The sequence below is a fragment of the Nitrospira japonica genome (assembly GCF_900169565.1).
Classification (GTDB): Bacteria; Nitrospirota; Nitrospiria; order Nitrospirales; family Nitrospiraceae; genus Nitrospira_C; species Nitrospira_C japonica_A.
In genome coordinates, this window is record NZ_LT828648.1 from 208,751 (window position 1) to 223,760 (window position 15,010).

Annotated in this window: 15 protein-coding genes; 11 read left to right on the forward strand and 4 right to left on the reverse strand. The window is 60.8% G+C overall.

The window, feature by feature from the left end; genetic code table 11:
• Nucleotides 1-78 precede the first annotated feature (78 nt).
• Nucleotides 79-1,404: a DUF1015 domain-containing protein gene (locus NSJP_RS00975; protein ID WP_080885078.1), complete on the forward strand. Its 1,326-nt coding sequence runs from the start codon at nt 79-81 to the stop codon at nt 1,402-1,404.
• Nucleotides 1,405-1,532: 128 nt separating this feature from the next.
• On the forward strand, nt 1,533-2,900 hold the full coding sequence (locus NSJP_RS00980) for a sigma-54-dependent transcriptional regulator (RefSeq protein ID WP_080885079.1): 1,368 nt from the start codon (nt 1,533-1,535) through the stop codon (nt 2,898-2,900).
• Between the two features lie 15 nt (nt 2,901-2,915).
• Here NSJP_RS00980 and NSJP_RS00985 read toward each other — a convergent pair whose 3' ends face one another.
• The 3 genes from NSJP_RS00985 to NSJP_RS00995 all read right to left on the reverse strand — a co-directional run bounded on the left by NSJP_RS00985 (nt 2,916) and on the right by NSJP_RS00995 (nt 5,408).
• Nucleotides 2,916-3,668 (reverse strand): nucleotidyltransferase family protein, encoded by a 753-nt coding sequence (locus NSJP_RS00985; protein WP_080885080.1) that lies wholly within the window; start codon nt 3,666-3,668, stop codon nt 2,916-2,918.
• Between the two features lie 91 nt (nt 3,669-3,759).
• On the reverse strand, nt 3,760-4,863 hold the full coding sequence (locus NSJP_RS00990) for an aminoglycoside phosphotransferase family protein (RefSeq protein ID WP_080885081.1): 1,104 nt from the start codon (nt 4,861-4,863) through the stop codon (nt 3,760-3,762).
• Nucleotides 4,864-4,997: 134 nt separating this feature from the next.
• Nucleotides 4,998-5,408 carry a VanZ family protein gene (locus NSJP_RS00995; protein ID WP_080888474.1) on the reverse strand — a complete coding sequence of 137 codons (411 nt, stop codon included), beginning with the start codon at nt 5,406-5,408 and terminating at the stop codon, nt 4,998-5,000.
• A 74-nt stretch (nt 5,409-5,482) separates the two neighbouring features.
• Here NSJP_RS00995 and NSJP_RS01000 point away from each other — a divergent pair, with 74 nt between their 5' ends.
• The 4 genes from NSJP_RS01000 to NSJP_RS01015 all read left to right on the forward strand — a co-directional run bounded on the left by NSJP_RS01000 (nt 5,483) and on the right by NSJP_RS01015 (nt 10,314).
• Nucleotides 5,483-7,684, forward strand: a complete 2,202-nt coding sequence (locus NSJP_RS01000; protein WP_172834066.1) for a glycoside hydrolase family 57 protein — start codon at nt 5,483-5,485, stop codon at nt 7,682-7,684.
• A 96-nt stretch (nt 7,685-7,780) separates the two neighbouring features.
• Entirely contained in the window at nt 7,781-8,785 is a 1,005-nt protein-coding gene (galT, locus tag NSJP_RS01005; protein WP_080885083.1) for a galactose-1-phosphate uridylyltransferase, read from the forward strand.
• Between the two features lie 46 nt (nt 8,786-8,831).
• Nucleotides 8,832-9,026, forward strand: a complete 195-nt coding sequence (locus NSJP_RS01010) for a MoaD/ThiS family protein (RefSeq protein WP_080885084.1) — start codon at nt 8,832-8,834, stop codon at nt 9,024-9,026.
• A 169-nt stretch (nt 9,027-9,195) separates the two neighbouring features.
• Nucleotides 9,196-10,314 carry a serine hydrolase domain-containing protein gene (locus NSJP_RS01015; protein ID WP_155969741.1) on the forward strand — a complete coding sequence of 373 codons (1,119 nt, stop codon included), beginning with the start codon at nt 9,196-9,198 and terminating at the stop codon, nt 10,312-10,314.
• 49 nt (nt 10,315-10,363) lie between these two features.
• On the opposite strand, the gene NSJP_RS01020 is transcribed toward NSJP_RS01015, so the two are convergent.
• Complete coding sequence (locus NSJP_RS01020; protein WP_172834067.1) at nt 10,364-11,032, reverse strand: acyloxyacyl hydrolase; 669 nt, start codon at nt 11,030-11,032, stop codon at nt 10,364-10,366.
• Nucleotides 11,033-11,231: 199 nt separating this feature from the next.
• Here NSJP_RS01020 and NSJP_RS01025 point away from each other — a divergent pair, with 199 nt between their 5' ends.
• From NSJP_RS01025 to NSJP_RS01045, 5 genes are all read left to right on the forward strand, one after another.
• Entirely contained in the window at nt 11,232-12,170 is a 939-nt protein-coding gene (locus NSJP_RS01025) for an ATP-binding protein (RefSeq protein WP_080885087.1), read from the forward strand.
• Nucleotides 12,171-12,320: 150 nt separating this feature from the next.
• Entirely contained in the window at nt 12,321-13,349 is a 1,029-nt protein-coding gene (locus NSJP_RS01030; protein ID WP_080885088.1) for a DnaJ C-terminal domain-containing protein, read from the forward strand.
• A gap of 4 nt (nt 13,350-13,353) precedes the next feature.
• Nucleotides 13,354-13,989, forward strand: a complete 636-nt coding sequence (locus NSJP_RS01035; protein WP_080885089.1) for a MarC family protein — start codon at nt 13,354-13,356, stop codon at nt 13,987-13,989.
• 53 nt (nt 13,990-14,042) lie between these two features.
• Complete coding sequence (locus NSJP_RS01040; protein ID WP_080885090.1) at nt 14,043-14,663, forward strand: Spy/CpxP family protein refolding chaperone; 621 nt, start codon at nt 14,043-14,045, stop codon at nt 14,661-14,663.
• A 29-nt stretch (nt 14,664-14,692) separates the two neighbouring features.
• The gene (locus tag NSJP_RS01045) at nt 14,693-15,004 is read left to right on the forward strand and encodes a PepSY domain-containing protein (RefSeq protein ID WP_080885091.1); all 312 of its coding nucleotides are present in this window, start codon (nt 14,693-14,695) and stop codon (nt 15,002-15,004) included.
• Nucleotides 15,005-15,010 lie beyond the last annotated feature (6 nt).

Genomic DNA, 15,010 nt, shown 5'->3' on the forward strand with positions numbered 1-15,010 from the left:
CGTCGGACACACGGCCCAACCCCTCGAGTTTGCCCTGGCACCTCTACCATTTGTCCACTTCGCAGAAAAGGATGACGCATGGCACACATCATTCCCTTCCGAGGCACACTGTACGATCAGGCGACGGTCGGTTCCGTCCGTGAAGTGGTCGCACCCCCGTATGACATCATCGACGCGGCGGGACAGAAGGCGCTTCACGATCGGCATTCGCACAACATCATCAGACTGGAGCTCGGCACCGACAAACCTGGGGACAGCACCGGGGACAACCGCTATACGCGTGCCGCCGCCGCGCTGCGTGAATGGCTAAAGACCGGCGCGATGAAGCGGGACGCGCAGCCGGCCCTCTACTACCACACGATCGAATACCGTCCTCCGGATTCCGCGGCCGATGCGCCGGTCAAGGTGCTGCGGGGATTCCTCGTCACCACGAAATTGGAACCGCTCGATTCCGGGCACATTTATCCCCATGAGAACACCAGGGCCGCGGCCAAGACCGACCGCTTGAACCTATTGGAGGCCTGCCGCGCCAATCTCAGCCCCATCTGGCTGCTGTATTCCGATCCGCAAAACGCCGTGCTAGACCTGCTGGAAAATACCGTCAAAGGTGTGCCGGCCCGCATCGACTTTCGAGACGACGAAGGATGCCGCCAGCAGCTGTGGGCCGTGACGGACCCGGCGGTGCTGAAGCAGGTGGTCGACCTGATGGAGAGCAAACCGCTTTTTATCGCCGACGGACACCATCGATACGAAACGGCACTCAATTACCAGCGTGCCCGGCGACAGCAAGCGAGCGGGACGTCCTCCGGTCTCCACCCTTATGACAGCGTGCTGATGCTGCTCGCGCCGTTGGAAGATCCCGGTTTGACGGTGCTGCCCACCCACCGTGTCACCACCACGCCGTTGCCTCCCTATGAACGTCTCAAGAGCCAGTTGAGCGAAAAGTTCGCGCTCAAGGAATTTCCCTTTACCCGGAACGACAAGTCGGCCGTCCGGGCGCAGTTCATCGAATCACTCCGCAATCTCGGCCGCACGGCTCCGACATTCGGGCTGTCCGTGCGCGGCCTGGCCTCATACGTGGTATTGACCCTGTTGCCGGCCCATCGACCCGACTCCGGTGCCTCGCCCAGAACCAAGCTCGACGTGTCGCTCCTGCAACAACTCGTGGTGCCGGTCCTCTGCCCCACGCAGCAGGAGCAGGAAGCCATCGTCTATACCAAGGACGACGCCGAAGCACTGGACTGGGCTCAGGATGGTCCCGGCACCGGAGCGCTGCTGCTGAACGCCACCAAGGTAAGCGAAGTTCAGGCGGTGGCGGTGGCCGGAGAACGAATGCCTCACAAATCGACCTACTTCTATCCCAAACCGCTCACGGGCCTGGTGATCAACGTCATGGAAGGATGAGCGCACGACCATGAACCGACATCACTCTCCAACCGGTCCGGCACGCGGGAGCCCTCCCTAGGCGCAGGCGCAGTTCCTCGCACCTCACCACGCTGCCCGGCCGTCCAGAAGGAGGGGAAGACAAGTCTATGAAAGCCAGGATCCTCATCGTCGATGACGACCCCGACATTGCCACGATGCTGGAAGATCGTCTTCAGGCCAGCGACTATGGAACCCTCGTCGCGCAGGACGGCGTACAGGCGCTCGAATTGATCGAGCAGGAGGTGCCGAAGCTCATGCTGCTGGATCTGGACATGCCCCGCCTGACCGGCCTGGAGGTCCTGAAGCGGCTGCCTAAAATCCGCGCGGCGGAAGATCTCCCCGTCATCGTCATGACGGCGCACGGATCCATCGAGGCGGCCGTCGAGGCCATGAAGAGCGGCGCGTACGACTTCCTCACGAAACCACTCGACAAAGACCACCTCCTGCTGGTCATCCAGAAAGCTCTGGAGCGCGACGCCCTGAAACGGCAGGTGGCCTGCCTGAAATCGGAAATCGACGGCCGCTATACGTCGATCATCGGCACCAGCCCCAATATCCGTTCCGTCATGGAAGCGGCGCAGCGCGCGGCGAAATCCGATGCCGGCGTGCTCCTCCTGGGTGAGAGCGGCACCGGGAAAGAGCTGTTCGCGCGATCCATCCACCAATGGAGCCCGCGCCGCGTCAATCCGATGATTGTCATCAATTGCGTGGCTCTCACTGAAACGCTGCTCGAAAACGAGTTGTTCGGGCATGAGCGCGGAGCCTTTACCGGCGCCGACCGCCTTCAGAAGGGCAAGCTTGAAATGGCCGACGGAGGCACCGTCTTTCTGGACGAGATCGGCGACATGCCGATGGCGCTGCAGGCGAAACTGCTGCGGGTCCTTCAGGACCGGGAATTTCACCGCGTCGGAGGCACCCGCCTGGTTTCGGTCAACATTCGGATCATCGCCGCGACCAACAAGGATCTCAAACAGGCCGTCAAGAACGGGCACTTCCGGGAAGATCTCTACTTCCGTCTGAACGTGATCACGCTGACCCTTCCCCCGCTGCGGGACCGTCCGGACGACCTGCCCTTGCTGGCCAAGTTCTTCCTGAACCGCCACGCGAAAGAGGCCAAGCGTTACGGCATGATGTTCCATCCGGAGGCGATGAACGTCATGATGCAATATACCTGGCCAGGAAACATCCGCGAACTCGACAACGTCATCGCCCGGGCGGTGATCTTGAGTCCCACGGAAATCATCGAGCCCGACCTGCTGGTGATGGACGCGGCGGCCCTCTCGCACCCCGAAGCCCTCACGTATGTCTCGCTTCCCTACCACCGATCGATGGAAGAGCACAGCCGCCACATTATCGATCAAGCCTTGAAACAGGCGGAAGGCAATCAAACCAAAGCCGCCGAACGACTGCGCCTGCAGCGTACGTATCTCGCCCGGCTGATCAAGCAGCAGAAGTTACGGCAGGAAGAAGTGTAAGGTCGGAGGAGCCGATCAGCGGACCGGCTGGACCGTCGGCAAGCGGCTCGACAGCTGAATCATGCCGGTGGTGGCGTCGTGCTCCGCCTGCGAGTACCGTTGCGGCGTGCCGACATCGGACCAATAGCCCTGATGTTCGAAACCCAACACGGCATCCCCCCGCTGGATCGCCGCGAGGTACGCGTCGATGATGGACGAGGCCTGTCCCTTCGAGATGTCGCGCAGGAGCCGAGGATGCAGGAGGTGAACTCCGGCAAACATGCGAGGATGTGCGAGAATGGGTGACGGAAGCCCCTTCCCGGTAATCCGGACGATCCGCTGATCGTCGTCCATCTCCACCAACCCCCACGATGCGGCGTCGGGGTCGGTCCGTACCACCAAGGTCGCCGCGGCGTGACGAGTCCGATGGAAGGCGATGACGGCTTCAAGGTCGATTTCCACGAGGGTGTCGCCGTTCAACACGAGGATCGGCTCGCCGTTGAAGCTGCCCTCGACCTGTTTGAGCGCCCCACCGGTGCCCAACAGCACCCGCTCGTGCGAGTAGGAGATGCGCATGCCGTATTTCGATCCATCGCCGAGCGCCTGTTGGATCATCGGGGCGAGATAGTGCAGGTTGATGACGACGTCGCGAATTCCGTGACGCCTCAAGAGCAGCAGATTCCAGACAATGAGCGGCGTGCCCCCCACGGGTAACAAAGGCTTCGGCATCGTGTTCGTCAACGGCCTCAGCCTCGTACCCAACCCTGCAGCCAAGATCATTGCCTTCATAAATGCATGTCGTCCGGTGAATTGCACGCGCTCGTGGACGGAAGCAGCCGATAGCCGGCCCCGGCGCCTGAGGGGATGACCGCGGCGCCGATCATTGCAATTCCGTCACGTGCGCACTGAGCAGCCTGCGAAGCGCTTTCAACTCGGGGTACTTGTGCAGGTTGCGCTTCACGTAGCCGAGCGTCCTCGGAATGTCGGCCAGGAACTTGGGATTGCCCTTGACCTGATCGATGTAGACGAATCGGCCCGCCGCCTTCAGATTCCGTTGAATGCTTGTGAAATCGAACAGACGCCGAAACGCATCGCGATCCGTCCGGAGGTGCCCCCGTTCCTCCAACCGGTCGAGAAAATGGCCGATCAGTCGATCGATGAGTGTTTCGTCGAGCGCGATGTACGCGTCCCGGAGCAGCGAAGCCAGGTCATACGTGGCCGGCCCCATCAGCGCATCTTGAAAATCGATCACGCCCAGACGGCGACCGTCGACCATGAGGTTTCTGGAGTGATAGTCCCGATGGACGAACACCCGTGGCTGGCCCGCCAACTGCTCGGCAATCTTTCGAAATTCGTCACGAATCTCCGAAAATTCACCGTCGGCCACCGGCCGGCCGCGGCGCGCCGCAATGCCGTACTCGAGAAAATGGTCGAACTCCCACATCAGCAACGGCACATCGAAGCCCCGGTGAACCGCCAGACAACGCGCATCAGCCAGTGAGGTCGCCTTGATCTGCATGTCGGCCAAGACATCGACCGCCTGCCGGTACAGCATCTCGACCCGGTGCGGCGGCGCGTCCCGGCAGGCTTCCGACAGCGTCAGGTCCCCGAAATCTTCCAAGTACAGCAGACCGGCCGTTTGATCATAATAATACAATCCCGGAACCGGCACACCGGCGTTCGCCAGCTGCGTGCGGACATTGAGAAACGGAAGCTCGGTGATCTGGTGCGACGCGCCGCTGACGGCTTCTTCCGAATGCTTGAACGCCTCCGGCTCGGCCAACTGCATCAAAATCAGGGAGCCGGGCGCGGACTCGTTGAACTCGACCCGAAAATATCTCCGGTTGGAGGCATCGCCGGCCAGCGCGGTCAGGTTCTTGAACGTACGGGAGAACGGAAGCCGGGTTTCAACCGCCTCTACGATACGGGACTGATCCGGAGAGGCCAGCGGCTTCTGAGGAGACGCAGGGTCGGTTGTGCCCATCAATGTCGCATTATACACGAATGATTCGGGTTGACGAACATTTCATGTCTCTTCGACGGTCCACCGCCACCGGCGTTCGGAATGGTCTCATCGAGGCGAGGACGAGAAGAGCCGTGACGACCGTTTGAATCCCGTCAACGCTCAGAAAAATAGCTCCACGAAATGGATCCTATCGCCGCGCCAATCACGTCGGCCACCCAATCCCACGAACTCGCTTCCCGGGAGGGAATAAAGAATTGGTGCACCTCATCCGTCACGGCGTATGCGGACGCAGCCGCGATCGAGAGCAGCACCGCTTGGCGCGCCGCCGCCGGTCCTGCCGCCCATCGGAAACCTCGATAGCAGAGGATCCCCAATACGGCATACTCCACCGCATGCAACAACTTGTCGCTGACCTCCCGCATGAGGAACTGCGGCAGTTGTTCTTCCGGATGTGATTGCGCGGAAAAGTAAAAGATCAGCGCGGCGTATCCGAACACCGGCGCCCAATACCACAGTTGGGACAGCCACGCGTCCTGTCTGAATGGTTCCGATGACGTCTCCATTCGCCTCCGTTCATTGCAAGCCCTACCACCCTATGACATACTCTCAAAAACTTCGCAATTCTTCTCCGAGGCTTATGAAGAAGGCGCGCGTCTGTTTCGTCTGGCACATGCATCAACCCTACTACACCGACCCGGTGTCGGCCTCGGCCAGCATGCCCTGGGTCCGCCTGCACGCCACCAAGGCCTATTTCGACATGGCCTTTCTGCTGGAGCGGTTCCCGGGCGTCAACGCGACCTTCAACTTCACTCCCTCGCTGCTCCTGCAACTCCAGGAAATCGGAACGGGCAAGGTCCGCGATCTCTTCTTCGAGCATACCCAACGGCCGGCGGAGGAACTCCGGCCCGAAGAGAAAGCGTTTCTGATCCGCCACTTCTTCTCCGCCAACTGGGCCACCATGGTCCGTCCGCATCCCCGCTACCATGAATTACTGGTCAAACGAGGGCTGGAGACCGACGAGACCCACCTCGAGCGGATCGCGCGCCAATTCTCGACCCAGGAATTGCTGGATCTTCAAGTCTGGTTCAATCTCGCATGGTTCGGATACGGATCCTTGCACCGCTTCCCGCGGCTGGCCGCCCTACGGGACAAGAATCGCGGATTCACCGAAGCGGACAAGCAAGAAGTGCTGGCCTTGCAGCTGGCGGCCGTTCAACAGATCATTCCGATGTATCGCGCCTTGGCCGAACGGGGCCAGGTCGAGCTGACGACGACGCCCTTTTATCATCCGATTCTCCCACTGGTCATCGATACGGACAGCACTCAGCGCGCCAGACCCGACTTGCCGCTTCCTGCGCGCTTTCGGGCTCCGGAAGACGCCGAAGCCCAACTGCGGCTGGCGGTGGAATTTCACACGGCGACGTTCGGTCGCCCTCCGGCCGGGCTTTGGCCATCGGAAGGCTCGGTCTGCCCGGAACTGATTCCACTGTTGCCGCGTGTGGGGCTTAAGTGGCTGGCGACCGACGAAGGCAATCTCGCCCGTTCGCTCCATGGCTCCGGGCAACACTGGCATCGGCCGGCCGATTTGTATCGCGCCTACCGGACCGGCCCGCCGGACGGCGAGATGACCATCGTCTTTCGAGACCGGGATCTCTCGGACGCCTTCGGGTTCATCTATCACAAGACGACGCCGGACGTGGCGGCGGAGGACGTCCTCCGGCGGCTGCGTCAGGTCGTGCGCGACGTCCCCCACGAGAACGTCCTGATCCCGATCATCCTGGACGGAGAAAACCCGTGGGAGCATTACCATGAAGGAGGCGAGCAGTTTCTGTCCGCGCTGTATACGGCGTTCGAACGACAGGGTCTGCATGAAGCGGGCGTGGAAACCGAAACGGCCACCGTCTCCGAGGCGCTGGCCTTGATGCCCCCGTCCACTCACTTGCCCTCGCTGCATTCGGGTTCGTGGATCAACCAGGATTTCAAGATCTGGATCGGGCATGAGGAGGACAACCGGGGCTGGAATCTCCTCAGTCACACCCGTTCCCACCTGATCGAGCGGACGCCTGCGCTTTCGTCCGAGCGCGCGACGGCCGCCTGGCATGAACTCTATGCGGCGGAAGGCAGCGATTGGTTTTGGTGGTACGGTGATGATTTCGACACGGCCTATAAAGAAGAGTTCGACCGCCTGTTTCGCACGCACCTGAGAAACGTGTGGACCCTCGCGGGCACGACGCCCCCCGACATGCTGAATCAACCGGTGTGCGGTGTGCGGACCGACTCGGCGGCGGACCGCCTCACCTACCCCGTGTCATTCCTGCATCCGGTCCTCGACGGGCAAGTGACCGATTTCTTCGAATGGCGCGGAGCCGGGACGATCAATACGCGGCCGCCGCTCGGAGCCATGTGGAAAGCCGACGGGCTCCTGACCGAGATCTTTTTCGGATGGGATCTCGACCAGTTGTTCCTTCGTCTCGATTCCGAGGAAGCCGAGCGGGCGCGACGCGAGGGGCTCCAAGTCGAGGTACACTTGCAGAGCCAGGCGCACGCCTTCCGGCTGACATGGCCCATGAACGGAGCCGGAACGGAAGAATACCTCTTGGCCCGCCGCGCCCCGGAAGGCACCTGGCAGGAGATCGGGCCATCGCGCCTGTTTTGCCGCAAAACGATTACGGAGCTGGCGATCCCCTTCAAAGAGCTCGGAGTGGAAACGGGCCATGCATTGCGGATGAGCCTCGTCATCCTGGAACAGGGACTCGAGATCGCGCGGTATCCCCACCAGCACCCGGCCGAGGTGACGGTTCCAGGACCGGATTTTGAATCCGCCTTGTGGCGGGTGTAACCCTCGCGTCGCATGTTTGAAAGAAGAGTTTTCAATGCGCAATTGAACGGCGTACACTACACGTTCAACCTTGAGCATTGAATATTGGAGGGCGTGATGCCGGATTTAAGACGCGATCCCGTTGTGGGGCGCTGGGTGATCATTTCCACGGACCGGAGCGGCCGCCCGCATGACTTCACACAACTGCTGCCGTCACGGCCGATCTCGACCGCCCTCTGTCCGTTTTGTCCCGGTCAGGAACGGCTGACGCCCAAGGAGATCATGGCGTACCGGCCTCAACCGTCCGAGGCCAACGCGCCGAATTGGAGTGTCCGGGTCGTTCCGAACAAGTTCCCGGCCCTGCAGGTGGAGGGTGAATTGGGCCGCGAAGGGCTGGGGCTCTATGACCGGATGAACGGCATTGGCGCCCACGAAGTCATCATCGAGACGCCCGGACACAAGGACGGCCTGGGAGACCTGCCCGCCCAGAAGATCGAAGACGTCCTATGGGCCTATCGTGACCGCATTCTCGATCTCAAGAAGGATCCCCGGTTCCGCTACATTCTGATTTTCAAGAACCATGGGGCTTCGGCCGGCGCGACCCTGGAGCACAGCCATTCGCAGCTGATCGCGTTGCCGATCATCCCCACCAGCGTCAGCGGAGAGATCGAAGGTTGCCGTGCGCATTATCAGCAGAAAGAACGGTGCATCTACTGCGACATTATCCGTCAGGACCTCACCGACGGAGATCGCATCGTAGCCGAAAACCCGGAGTTCGTCTGCGTCACTCCGTTCGCCCCCCGCTTTCCTTTTGAAATGTGGGTGCTGCCGAAGCAGCATGCCGGTTATTTCGAAGAAGGCCAGAAGGGGCAGTTCGAGTTCCTCGCATCCATGCTTTCCGAAGTGTTGCGGCGGATGGACAAGGTATTGGCCAGACCGCCTTACAATTTCGTCCTCCATAGCTCTCCACCCCACGAGCACACCGGAGATTTCTACCACTGGCACCTGGAAATCATCCCCAAGCTCACGCAGGTGGCGGGATTCGAATGGGGCACGGGTTTCTACATCAACCCCGTATCGCCCGAGGAGTCGGCTAAATTTCTGCGGGACACGCGCCTCTGAGCGGACGCTTGCTCCCCGCAATTGGCGGGCTTATCATCGTCTTCCCATGCAAGTCCAACTCAGCCATCCTTCCAGAACCGTCGACGTCAAAGGCCCGAAGAAGGTCAAGGACCTGCTGAAGGAATTGAATCTGGTCGTGGAAGCCCATTTGGTCATCCGGGGCGACGAACTCGTCACTGAAGACGAGATGCTCTACGACAAGGATCATGTCGAAATCCGGCCTGTGATCTCAGGAGGGTGAACGAGACCCTCCCGCTCGCTTATCCTCCCGCAGACGACGATGTGATGCATTTCGCTCGGCATCCGCACGTGAATTGACCAGACGATTATCCGACTCTCCCCGCCGGAAGAGGGGTTGTGCCCCATCCTGCCGCCGTTCTACAAGCGTTAGAACTCGCGGGGATACGACTGTGCCACGAACACCCAGAACGGCGGCGGGCTTTAGGCTGGCGGCAATCCTGGCTGCCTTTCTTCTGCTGCACGGATGCAGCGGGGGTGGTTCGGAGGGAAGCACAGGGCATGCACATCCAACCGCGTCCTGCTCCGCCGCCGACCTTGAAGGCACCATGGATTCGGTGCTGTCGGGAGTCGCTTCTCCGACGGACTTTTCCTTCTCGGTCAAACGGCCGGACGGCCGTCAGTACGTCTACAGCCGGGGAGCGTCGACACTCCAGACGTCCTATTCATCCGCCTCGACATCCAAACTGGTTTCTGCGGTCATCATTATGAGGCTCGTCGAGCAGGGACGCTTGAGCCTCGCCAGCAAACCGCAAGATCTGATCGGCACGTGGCCGATCGGTGGCGGGGACCCGCTTTTGAATATGACCCTGGCCCAATTGCTGAGCTTCACTTCCGGTCTGACGATCGAGCCAAGTTGTCTCGACGACGGGACATCCGAGTATGAAGCCTGCGTGACGACCATCGGAACGGCCAACGGTGGAACCGGCATCACACCCGGTCAACAATTCTTTTACGCGAGCACCCATTTGCAGGTCGCGGGACTCATGGCGATCAAGGCCAGACCCGCCGCTACCTGGCAGGATGTGTTCTTGGAATTCAAACAGCAAACCAATCTGTTTCCCACAGCGTCTTACGACAGCCCCTCGCCGAATAATCCGGCCCTCGCCGGCGGCATGCATTGGACCGGAGAAGAATATCTGGCTTTTCTCGACGCGCTCAGGAAGGGTGAATTGTTGAATGCCGGCTCCATGGGCCAATTGCTGGCCGACCATACGGCTTCCGCGGCAATCGTCTCCTCGCCGATCGCCGTGGCACCGCCCGACGGACTGGGTGAAGACTGGCACTATGGGTTCGGTCTGTGGCACGAATGCCAAAGCGCGAACTTCAACTGCACTCCCGGCACCCGAGTGTCCAGCCCGGGCATCTACGGAGCCTATCCATTTTGGGATCGCAGCAAGGGATACGTGGGCATCGTCGCGATGCAAGGCCCGTCCAATTCGATTCCAATCGGCATTGGAATCGAACGATCCGTGCGCCCCACGGTCGAACAATGGGTGGCGTGTCAGTAAACGCGCGTTGGTGATTCCAGCAGAGTGAGAACGACACGACTCGTCTTTCTCATCGGCCGGTGTCGAACCAATAGATGAGTTCCAGAAGATGCAAGTCCACACCGCGGCTGTCCGGCCCATACATGGTCGCATCCGAGTAATGCTGGAAATGGTACCCCACCCCCAGCGGTCCGAACAATCGACTGGTGGCCCCGAATGTCCAGACAAATTGGAACGGACCTCCGAAGTTCTGGTCGCCGAACTTCGAATCGGTGAGTAGCGCGCCGCCCACTCCCATATCGATGGAAATGAGGCCGTCACGCCGGCCGAACATCACATCGAACGGCACCAACGTGAAGACCGCGTGGGTCTCGCCCGAACCATGCAGTGCACCGGCTGAGGTCAAGGCTCGCGTCGCGAACAACCAATCGGACCCGACACTCCATTCCCAGGGAAGGCGCGCGGCAAGGGCAAGATCGACTTGGTTGAAATCCGTCTGCTGGTCCTTCCCGATCACCGAACTGCCGCTCAAGCCGGCCCTCACGTTCAAGGACTCGAGCCTGAATCCTTCGGCGATTGCGGACGTTGCGGCCATGAAGATCATCAGGCCGATGAGGGCACCAGGACATAATCGCGCACCGATCCGCACTCGCCCCATGGAATCGCCTTTCGTAAAGAAAATTAGACCGCGGAATGCCGTAATCAGGCCGGTGGAGAAGAGCCGGAGCATTGTTTTCATGAGGATTGGAAGGATCCCCATGATCTTGAATGTCGCGCCCTGTCGCCTCTGACGCAGTGCGGTTTGCTTCTTTATGACCTGTCATATCCTAAGACTCCCAGAAAGGCAATCAACTTCGCCAGGGCGTGCCAGGCGGCCGGGACGACGCCGTCCAAGGTCCCGATTGCAATCGACACGACGCCGACCGTAAGATCGCCCCATGAACTGCACCAAATGCAAGACCAGAGCGGTGATCAAGCTGCCGCGGCATCACGCCGCGTTCTGCAAGGACTGTTTCAACGGTTTCGTCCACGATCAGGTCGCCAAGGCCGTCAAATCGCAGAAGATGTTCGGCAAGGAAGCCCGCATCTTGGTCGCGGTCTCGGGAGGCAAGGACAGCCTGGCCTTGTGGGACATTCTCTTGAAGCTGGGCTACAGAGCCGACGCGCTTTATGTGAATCTCGGTATCGGAAGCTATTCCGAGCGATCGCATGAGAAAGTCCGCCGTTTCGCCGAGGCCATCGCCGCCCCCCTCGGCGCGGCGCTCCATACCCATACAGTCGAGCAGGAAGAAGGGGCCGGGATCCGTGAGCTTGCCATGCTCGTGCACCGGCCGACCTGCAGTACCTGTGGAACCATCAAACGCTATCAATTCAATCGCGCCGCGATCGAGCACGAATACGACGTCATGGCGACGGGTCACAATCTGGACGACGAGGCGGCGCGCCTGCTGGGCAATGTGCTCCATTGGCAGGAAGACTATCTCGACAAGCAGAGCCCCAGTTTGCCGGCATCCGTCGAGGGATTCGCAAAGAAGGTCAAACCCCTCTATCGGTTGACGGAGCGCGAACTGGCGGCCTATTGCGTGTTGAACAAGATCGATTACATCGTAGAGGAATGCCCGATGGCCCAGGGCGCCAAGACACTCCTCTATAAGGAGGTTCTGAACCGACTCGAAACGGAATCTCCCGGCACCAAACATACGTTCTATTGGGGTTTTCTCGACCGGTCACGCAAAGAAACCGGGAGTCAGGCCACGATGGAGCAAAAGGACCGGACCGCGCTGCATCCGTGCCAGACGTGCGGTCAACCCACCACCGCGGAAATCTGCTCGTACTGCAAGTTGATGACGCGAGCGAAGACCCCCTCCGTTTCCTGAGCGTCGCCCTTGCCAAGCCCCCTGCCAACCCCGTAAGCTGACGTCCACGCAGCTAGCAGGCTTGTTACGGCGGAGTTCGGCAGCCCGGCGATGGGGGATCGCCGGAGGCGACCGTTGATCCTTCCATCTTTGGTGTTATTTCTGTAGACCATGGCAACGACGGCACGCGACTACTATCAGATTCTCGGCATCGCTCGTTCCGCCTCAGCCGACGACATCAAGAAAGCCTTCAGACGCCTTGCCCGCCAATATCACCCGGACCTCCATACCGGCGCCAAGAAAGCCGACATGGAGAAAAAGTTCAAGGAACTCAACGAAGCCCATGAGGTCCTCTCCGATCCGGACAAGCGGAAGAAGTACGACCAGTACGGCGCGCAATGGGAACAGGCGGAGGCCTTTGAAAAGGCCCGGCAGCAATCCGGTGCGCGCGGCTTCGGTGGTCAGGAATCGGGCGGCGGATTCTCAGGGGAGGGCTTCTCCGACATCTTCGAAAATATCTTCGGCGGACGTACTCGCGGTGGCGGAGGACGGGGCTTCGCCATGTCGGGAGAAGATCTGGAGACCGAGGTGGAGTTGACGTTGCGGGAGGTCCTCACCGGAGTGACCAAGCGGATCAGCCTGCGGGAGCCCTCCACCTGCCCGGTGTGCCAGGGAAGCGGCGAGTTCCGAGGCAGGACTTGTCCCACGTGCGAGGGAACCGGAGTAAAGACGGAATCCAAAACGATCGAGGTCAAGATTCCGGCCGGTGTGCAGGACGGTACGAGGGTCCGCGTGGCCGGCAAAGGACAGCCCGGCATGAACGGAGGAAAGCGGGGGGATTTGTATCTCCACGTCGTCATTCCTCCCGATCCGATTTTCCGCCGGCAAGGCAGCGACGTCCACGTCGCGCTGCCGGTCTACGCCTGGGAAGCGGTCTTAGGAGCCGAGGTCATGGCGCCGACCCTCACGGAACCCGTGAAAGTGAAAGTCCCCCCCGGCAGCAGAGCAGAAGGCAAGCTGCGCTTGAAAGGCAAGGGGCTTCCATCGGCCGCCGGCGGCCATGGCGACCTCTTTCTCACCCTGCAGATCGTCATGCCGGCTTCGGTCACGGACGAAGAACAGTCCCTCTACGAACGGCTGGCCAAGATGCGGCATCCCGATCCCCGCGCCGAGCTTCTGACTCAAGCGCGAATGCGGTAGCGGGATGACGCTGACCGAATACGGTGTCCTGGCCTTCAGCTCCCTCTTCGTGATCGTCGATCCCATCGCAACGGTTCCGGCCTTCCTGGCGATGACCGCCCGCGACACGATCCCTCAGCGGCTGCGGATGGCCCGCGTAGCCTGTCTGGTCGCGGTTGGAATTCTTGCCGCATTCGGATTGATCGGCCAATGGCTTTTCGCGCTTCTCGGCATTACGCTGCCGGCTCTGCAGATCGCCGGCGCGTTGGTCTTGTTGCTGGTGGCGCTCGACATGTTGAGAGCGCAGCGCTCGCCGGTGCAAGGCACCGAGGCGGAGACCGCCGAAGGCGCCACGAAAGACGATATCGCCGTCACGCCCCTCGCCGTCCCGATGTTGGCGGGACCGGCCGCGATCTCGACGGTCATTCTGCTGGACGCGCAGGCCGTGGATTGGACGTATCGAGCGTTGCTGCTCACTTGCGTTGCGCTGGTGGGTCTGGCAAGCTACCTCATCCTGGCGATCAGCGCGTCGGGGGCCCGGTGGATCAGCCCCTTGGCGGAAAAGATCATCACGCGCCTGATGGGCTTGCTTCTCGCCGCCTTGGCCGTTCAGTTCCTCTTTAACGGACTGAAGGGCGAAGGCGGTTTGTTTGTGCGATAATGACGCGATCGTATGGTCTTATTCGATTTCTTTAACCGAAGAAGGAGGACGGCATGAAGAAGGGAATCAGGAACGTCATGACGCTCGGAGCGGCATCGGCATTCACGCTGGCGCTCGCGACCTCTGGAGTCTGGGCCAATGAACCGGGTTACGGCAAGGACGGTCACGGTGGAGGCGAACACGGCGGGATGCGCGGCCACGGCATGGGCATGATGCACAGCAGCGCCGGCCATTTGATCCGCCACCTGCTCAAGCACGAAAAGGAAATCGGCTTGACGCCCGATCAGGTGACCAAGCTGAAGGAGATTCAACTCAATCTCGACAAGACGCGCATCAAGAGCGAAGCCGATATCCAGGTCGCCGAACGCGAGATCAAGGCGCTGACCGACAATGAAAAGTCCGACCTCGGCGCCATCGAGGCCAAGTTGAAACAGAGCGAAGACCTTCAGGTCGCACTCCGCATGACCTCCATCAAAACACGCCGCGAAGTCCTGGCCCTGCTCACGCCGGAACAGCGCCAGAAGGAACAGGCCGAGCACGAGAAGATGATGCAGCAGCATAAAGAAGGCGGCAAAGACGGCAAGAATCCGCACGGGGGCGGCATGGGCAACCCGCACGGTGGAATGACGCCGGGGCATCCGCCGAAAGCCGCGGACGCGCCGCCGGCCAACTGAGTCCATTCGGCCTTGGAAGGAGACACGCCATGAGACATCACCTGCTTACTGCGATATTCGTCATCGGCATGATTGTCGGACTTGGCACTCCGGCCTGGAGCGGCAAGCACGCTGACCTGCTTAAAGACGCGAAGGTGACGATCGACCAGGCGATCAAGACCGCCCTCGAAAAAGTTCCCGGTACGGCCGTCGAGGCCGAGCTCGAAAAGAAGCACGGCAAGGCCGTGTGGGAAGTCGAGATCGTCGGCGCAGACGGCAAGGTCTCCGAGGTACACATCGACGCAGCCACCGGCGAAGTGATCGACGTGGAAACCAAGAAGGGCGGGAAAAAGGGGAAATAGTCCGTC

Excerpts from the sequence above, each read along its gene's own strand:
- NSJP_RS00975 (WP_080885078.1), top strand. The coding sequence starts at position 79 with ATGGCACACATCATTCCCTTCCGAGGCACACTGTACGATCAGGCGACG.
- NSJP_RS00980 (WP_080885079.1), top strand. The coding sequence starts at position 1,533 with ATGAAAGCCAGGATCCTCATCGTCGATGACGACCCCGACATTGCCACG.
- NSJP_RS00985 (WP_080885080.1), bottom strand. The coding sequence starts at position 3,668 with ATGAAGGCAATGATCTTGGCTGCAGGGTTGGGTACGAGGCTGAGGCCG.
- NSJP_RS00990 (WP_080885081.1), bottom strand. The coding sequence starts at position 4,863 with ATGGGCACAACCGACCCTGCGTCTCCTCAGAAGCCGCTGGCCTCTCCG.
- NSJP_RS00995 (WP_080888474.1), bottom strand. The coding sequence starts at position 5,408 with ATGGAGACGTCATCGGAACCATTCAGACAGGACGCGTGGCTGTCCCAA.
- NSJP_RS01000 (WP_172834066.1), top strand. The coding sequence starts at position 5,483 with ATGAAGAAGGCGCGCGTCTGTTTCGTCTGGCACATGCATCAACCCTAC.
- galT (WP_080885083.1), top strand. The coding sequence starts at position 7,781 with ATGCCGGATTTAAGACGCGATCCCGTTGTGGGGCGCTGGGTGATCATT.
- NSJP_RS01010 (WP_080885084.1), top strand. The coding sequence starts at position 8,832 with ATGCAAGTCCAACTCAGCCATCCTTCCAGAACCGTCGACGTCAAAGGC.
- NSJP_RS01020 (WP_172834067.1), bottom strand. The coding sequence starts at position 11,032 with ATGAAAACAATGCTCCGGCTCTTCTCCACCGGCCTGATTACGGCATTC.
- NSJP_RS01025 (WP_080885087.1), top strand. The coding sequence starts at position 11,232 with ATGAACTGCACCAAATGCAAGACCAGAGCGGTGATCAAGCTGCCGCGG.
- NSJP_RS01030 (WP_080885088.1), top strand. The coding sequence starts at position 12,321 with ATGGCAACGACGGCACGCGACTACTATCAGATTCTCGGCATCGCTCGT.
- NSJP_RS01035 (WP_080885089.1), top strand. The coding sequence starts at position 13,354 with ATGACGCTGACCGAATACGGTGTCCTGGCCTTCAGCTCCCTCTTCGTG.
- NSJP_RS01040 (WP_080885090.1), top strand. The coding sequence starts at position 14,043 with ATGAAGAAGGGAATCAGGAACGTCATGACGCTCGGAGCGGCATCGGCA.
- NSJP_RS01045 (WP_080885091.1), top strand. The coding sequence starts at position 14,693 with ATGAGACATCACCTGCTTACTGCGATATTCGTCATCGGCATGATTGTC.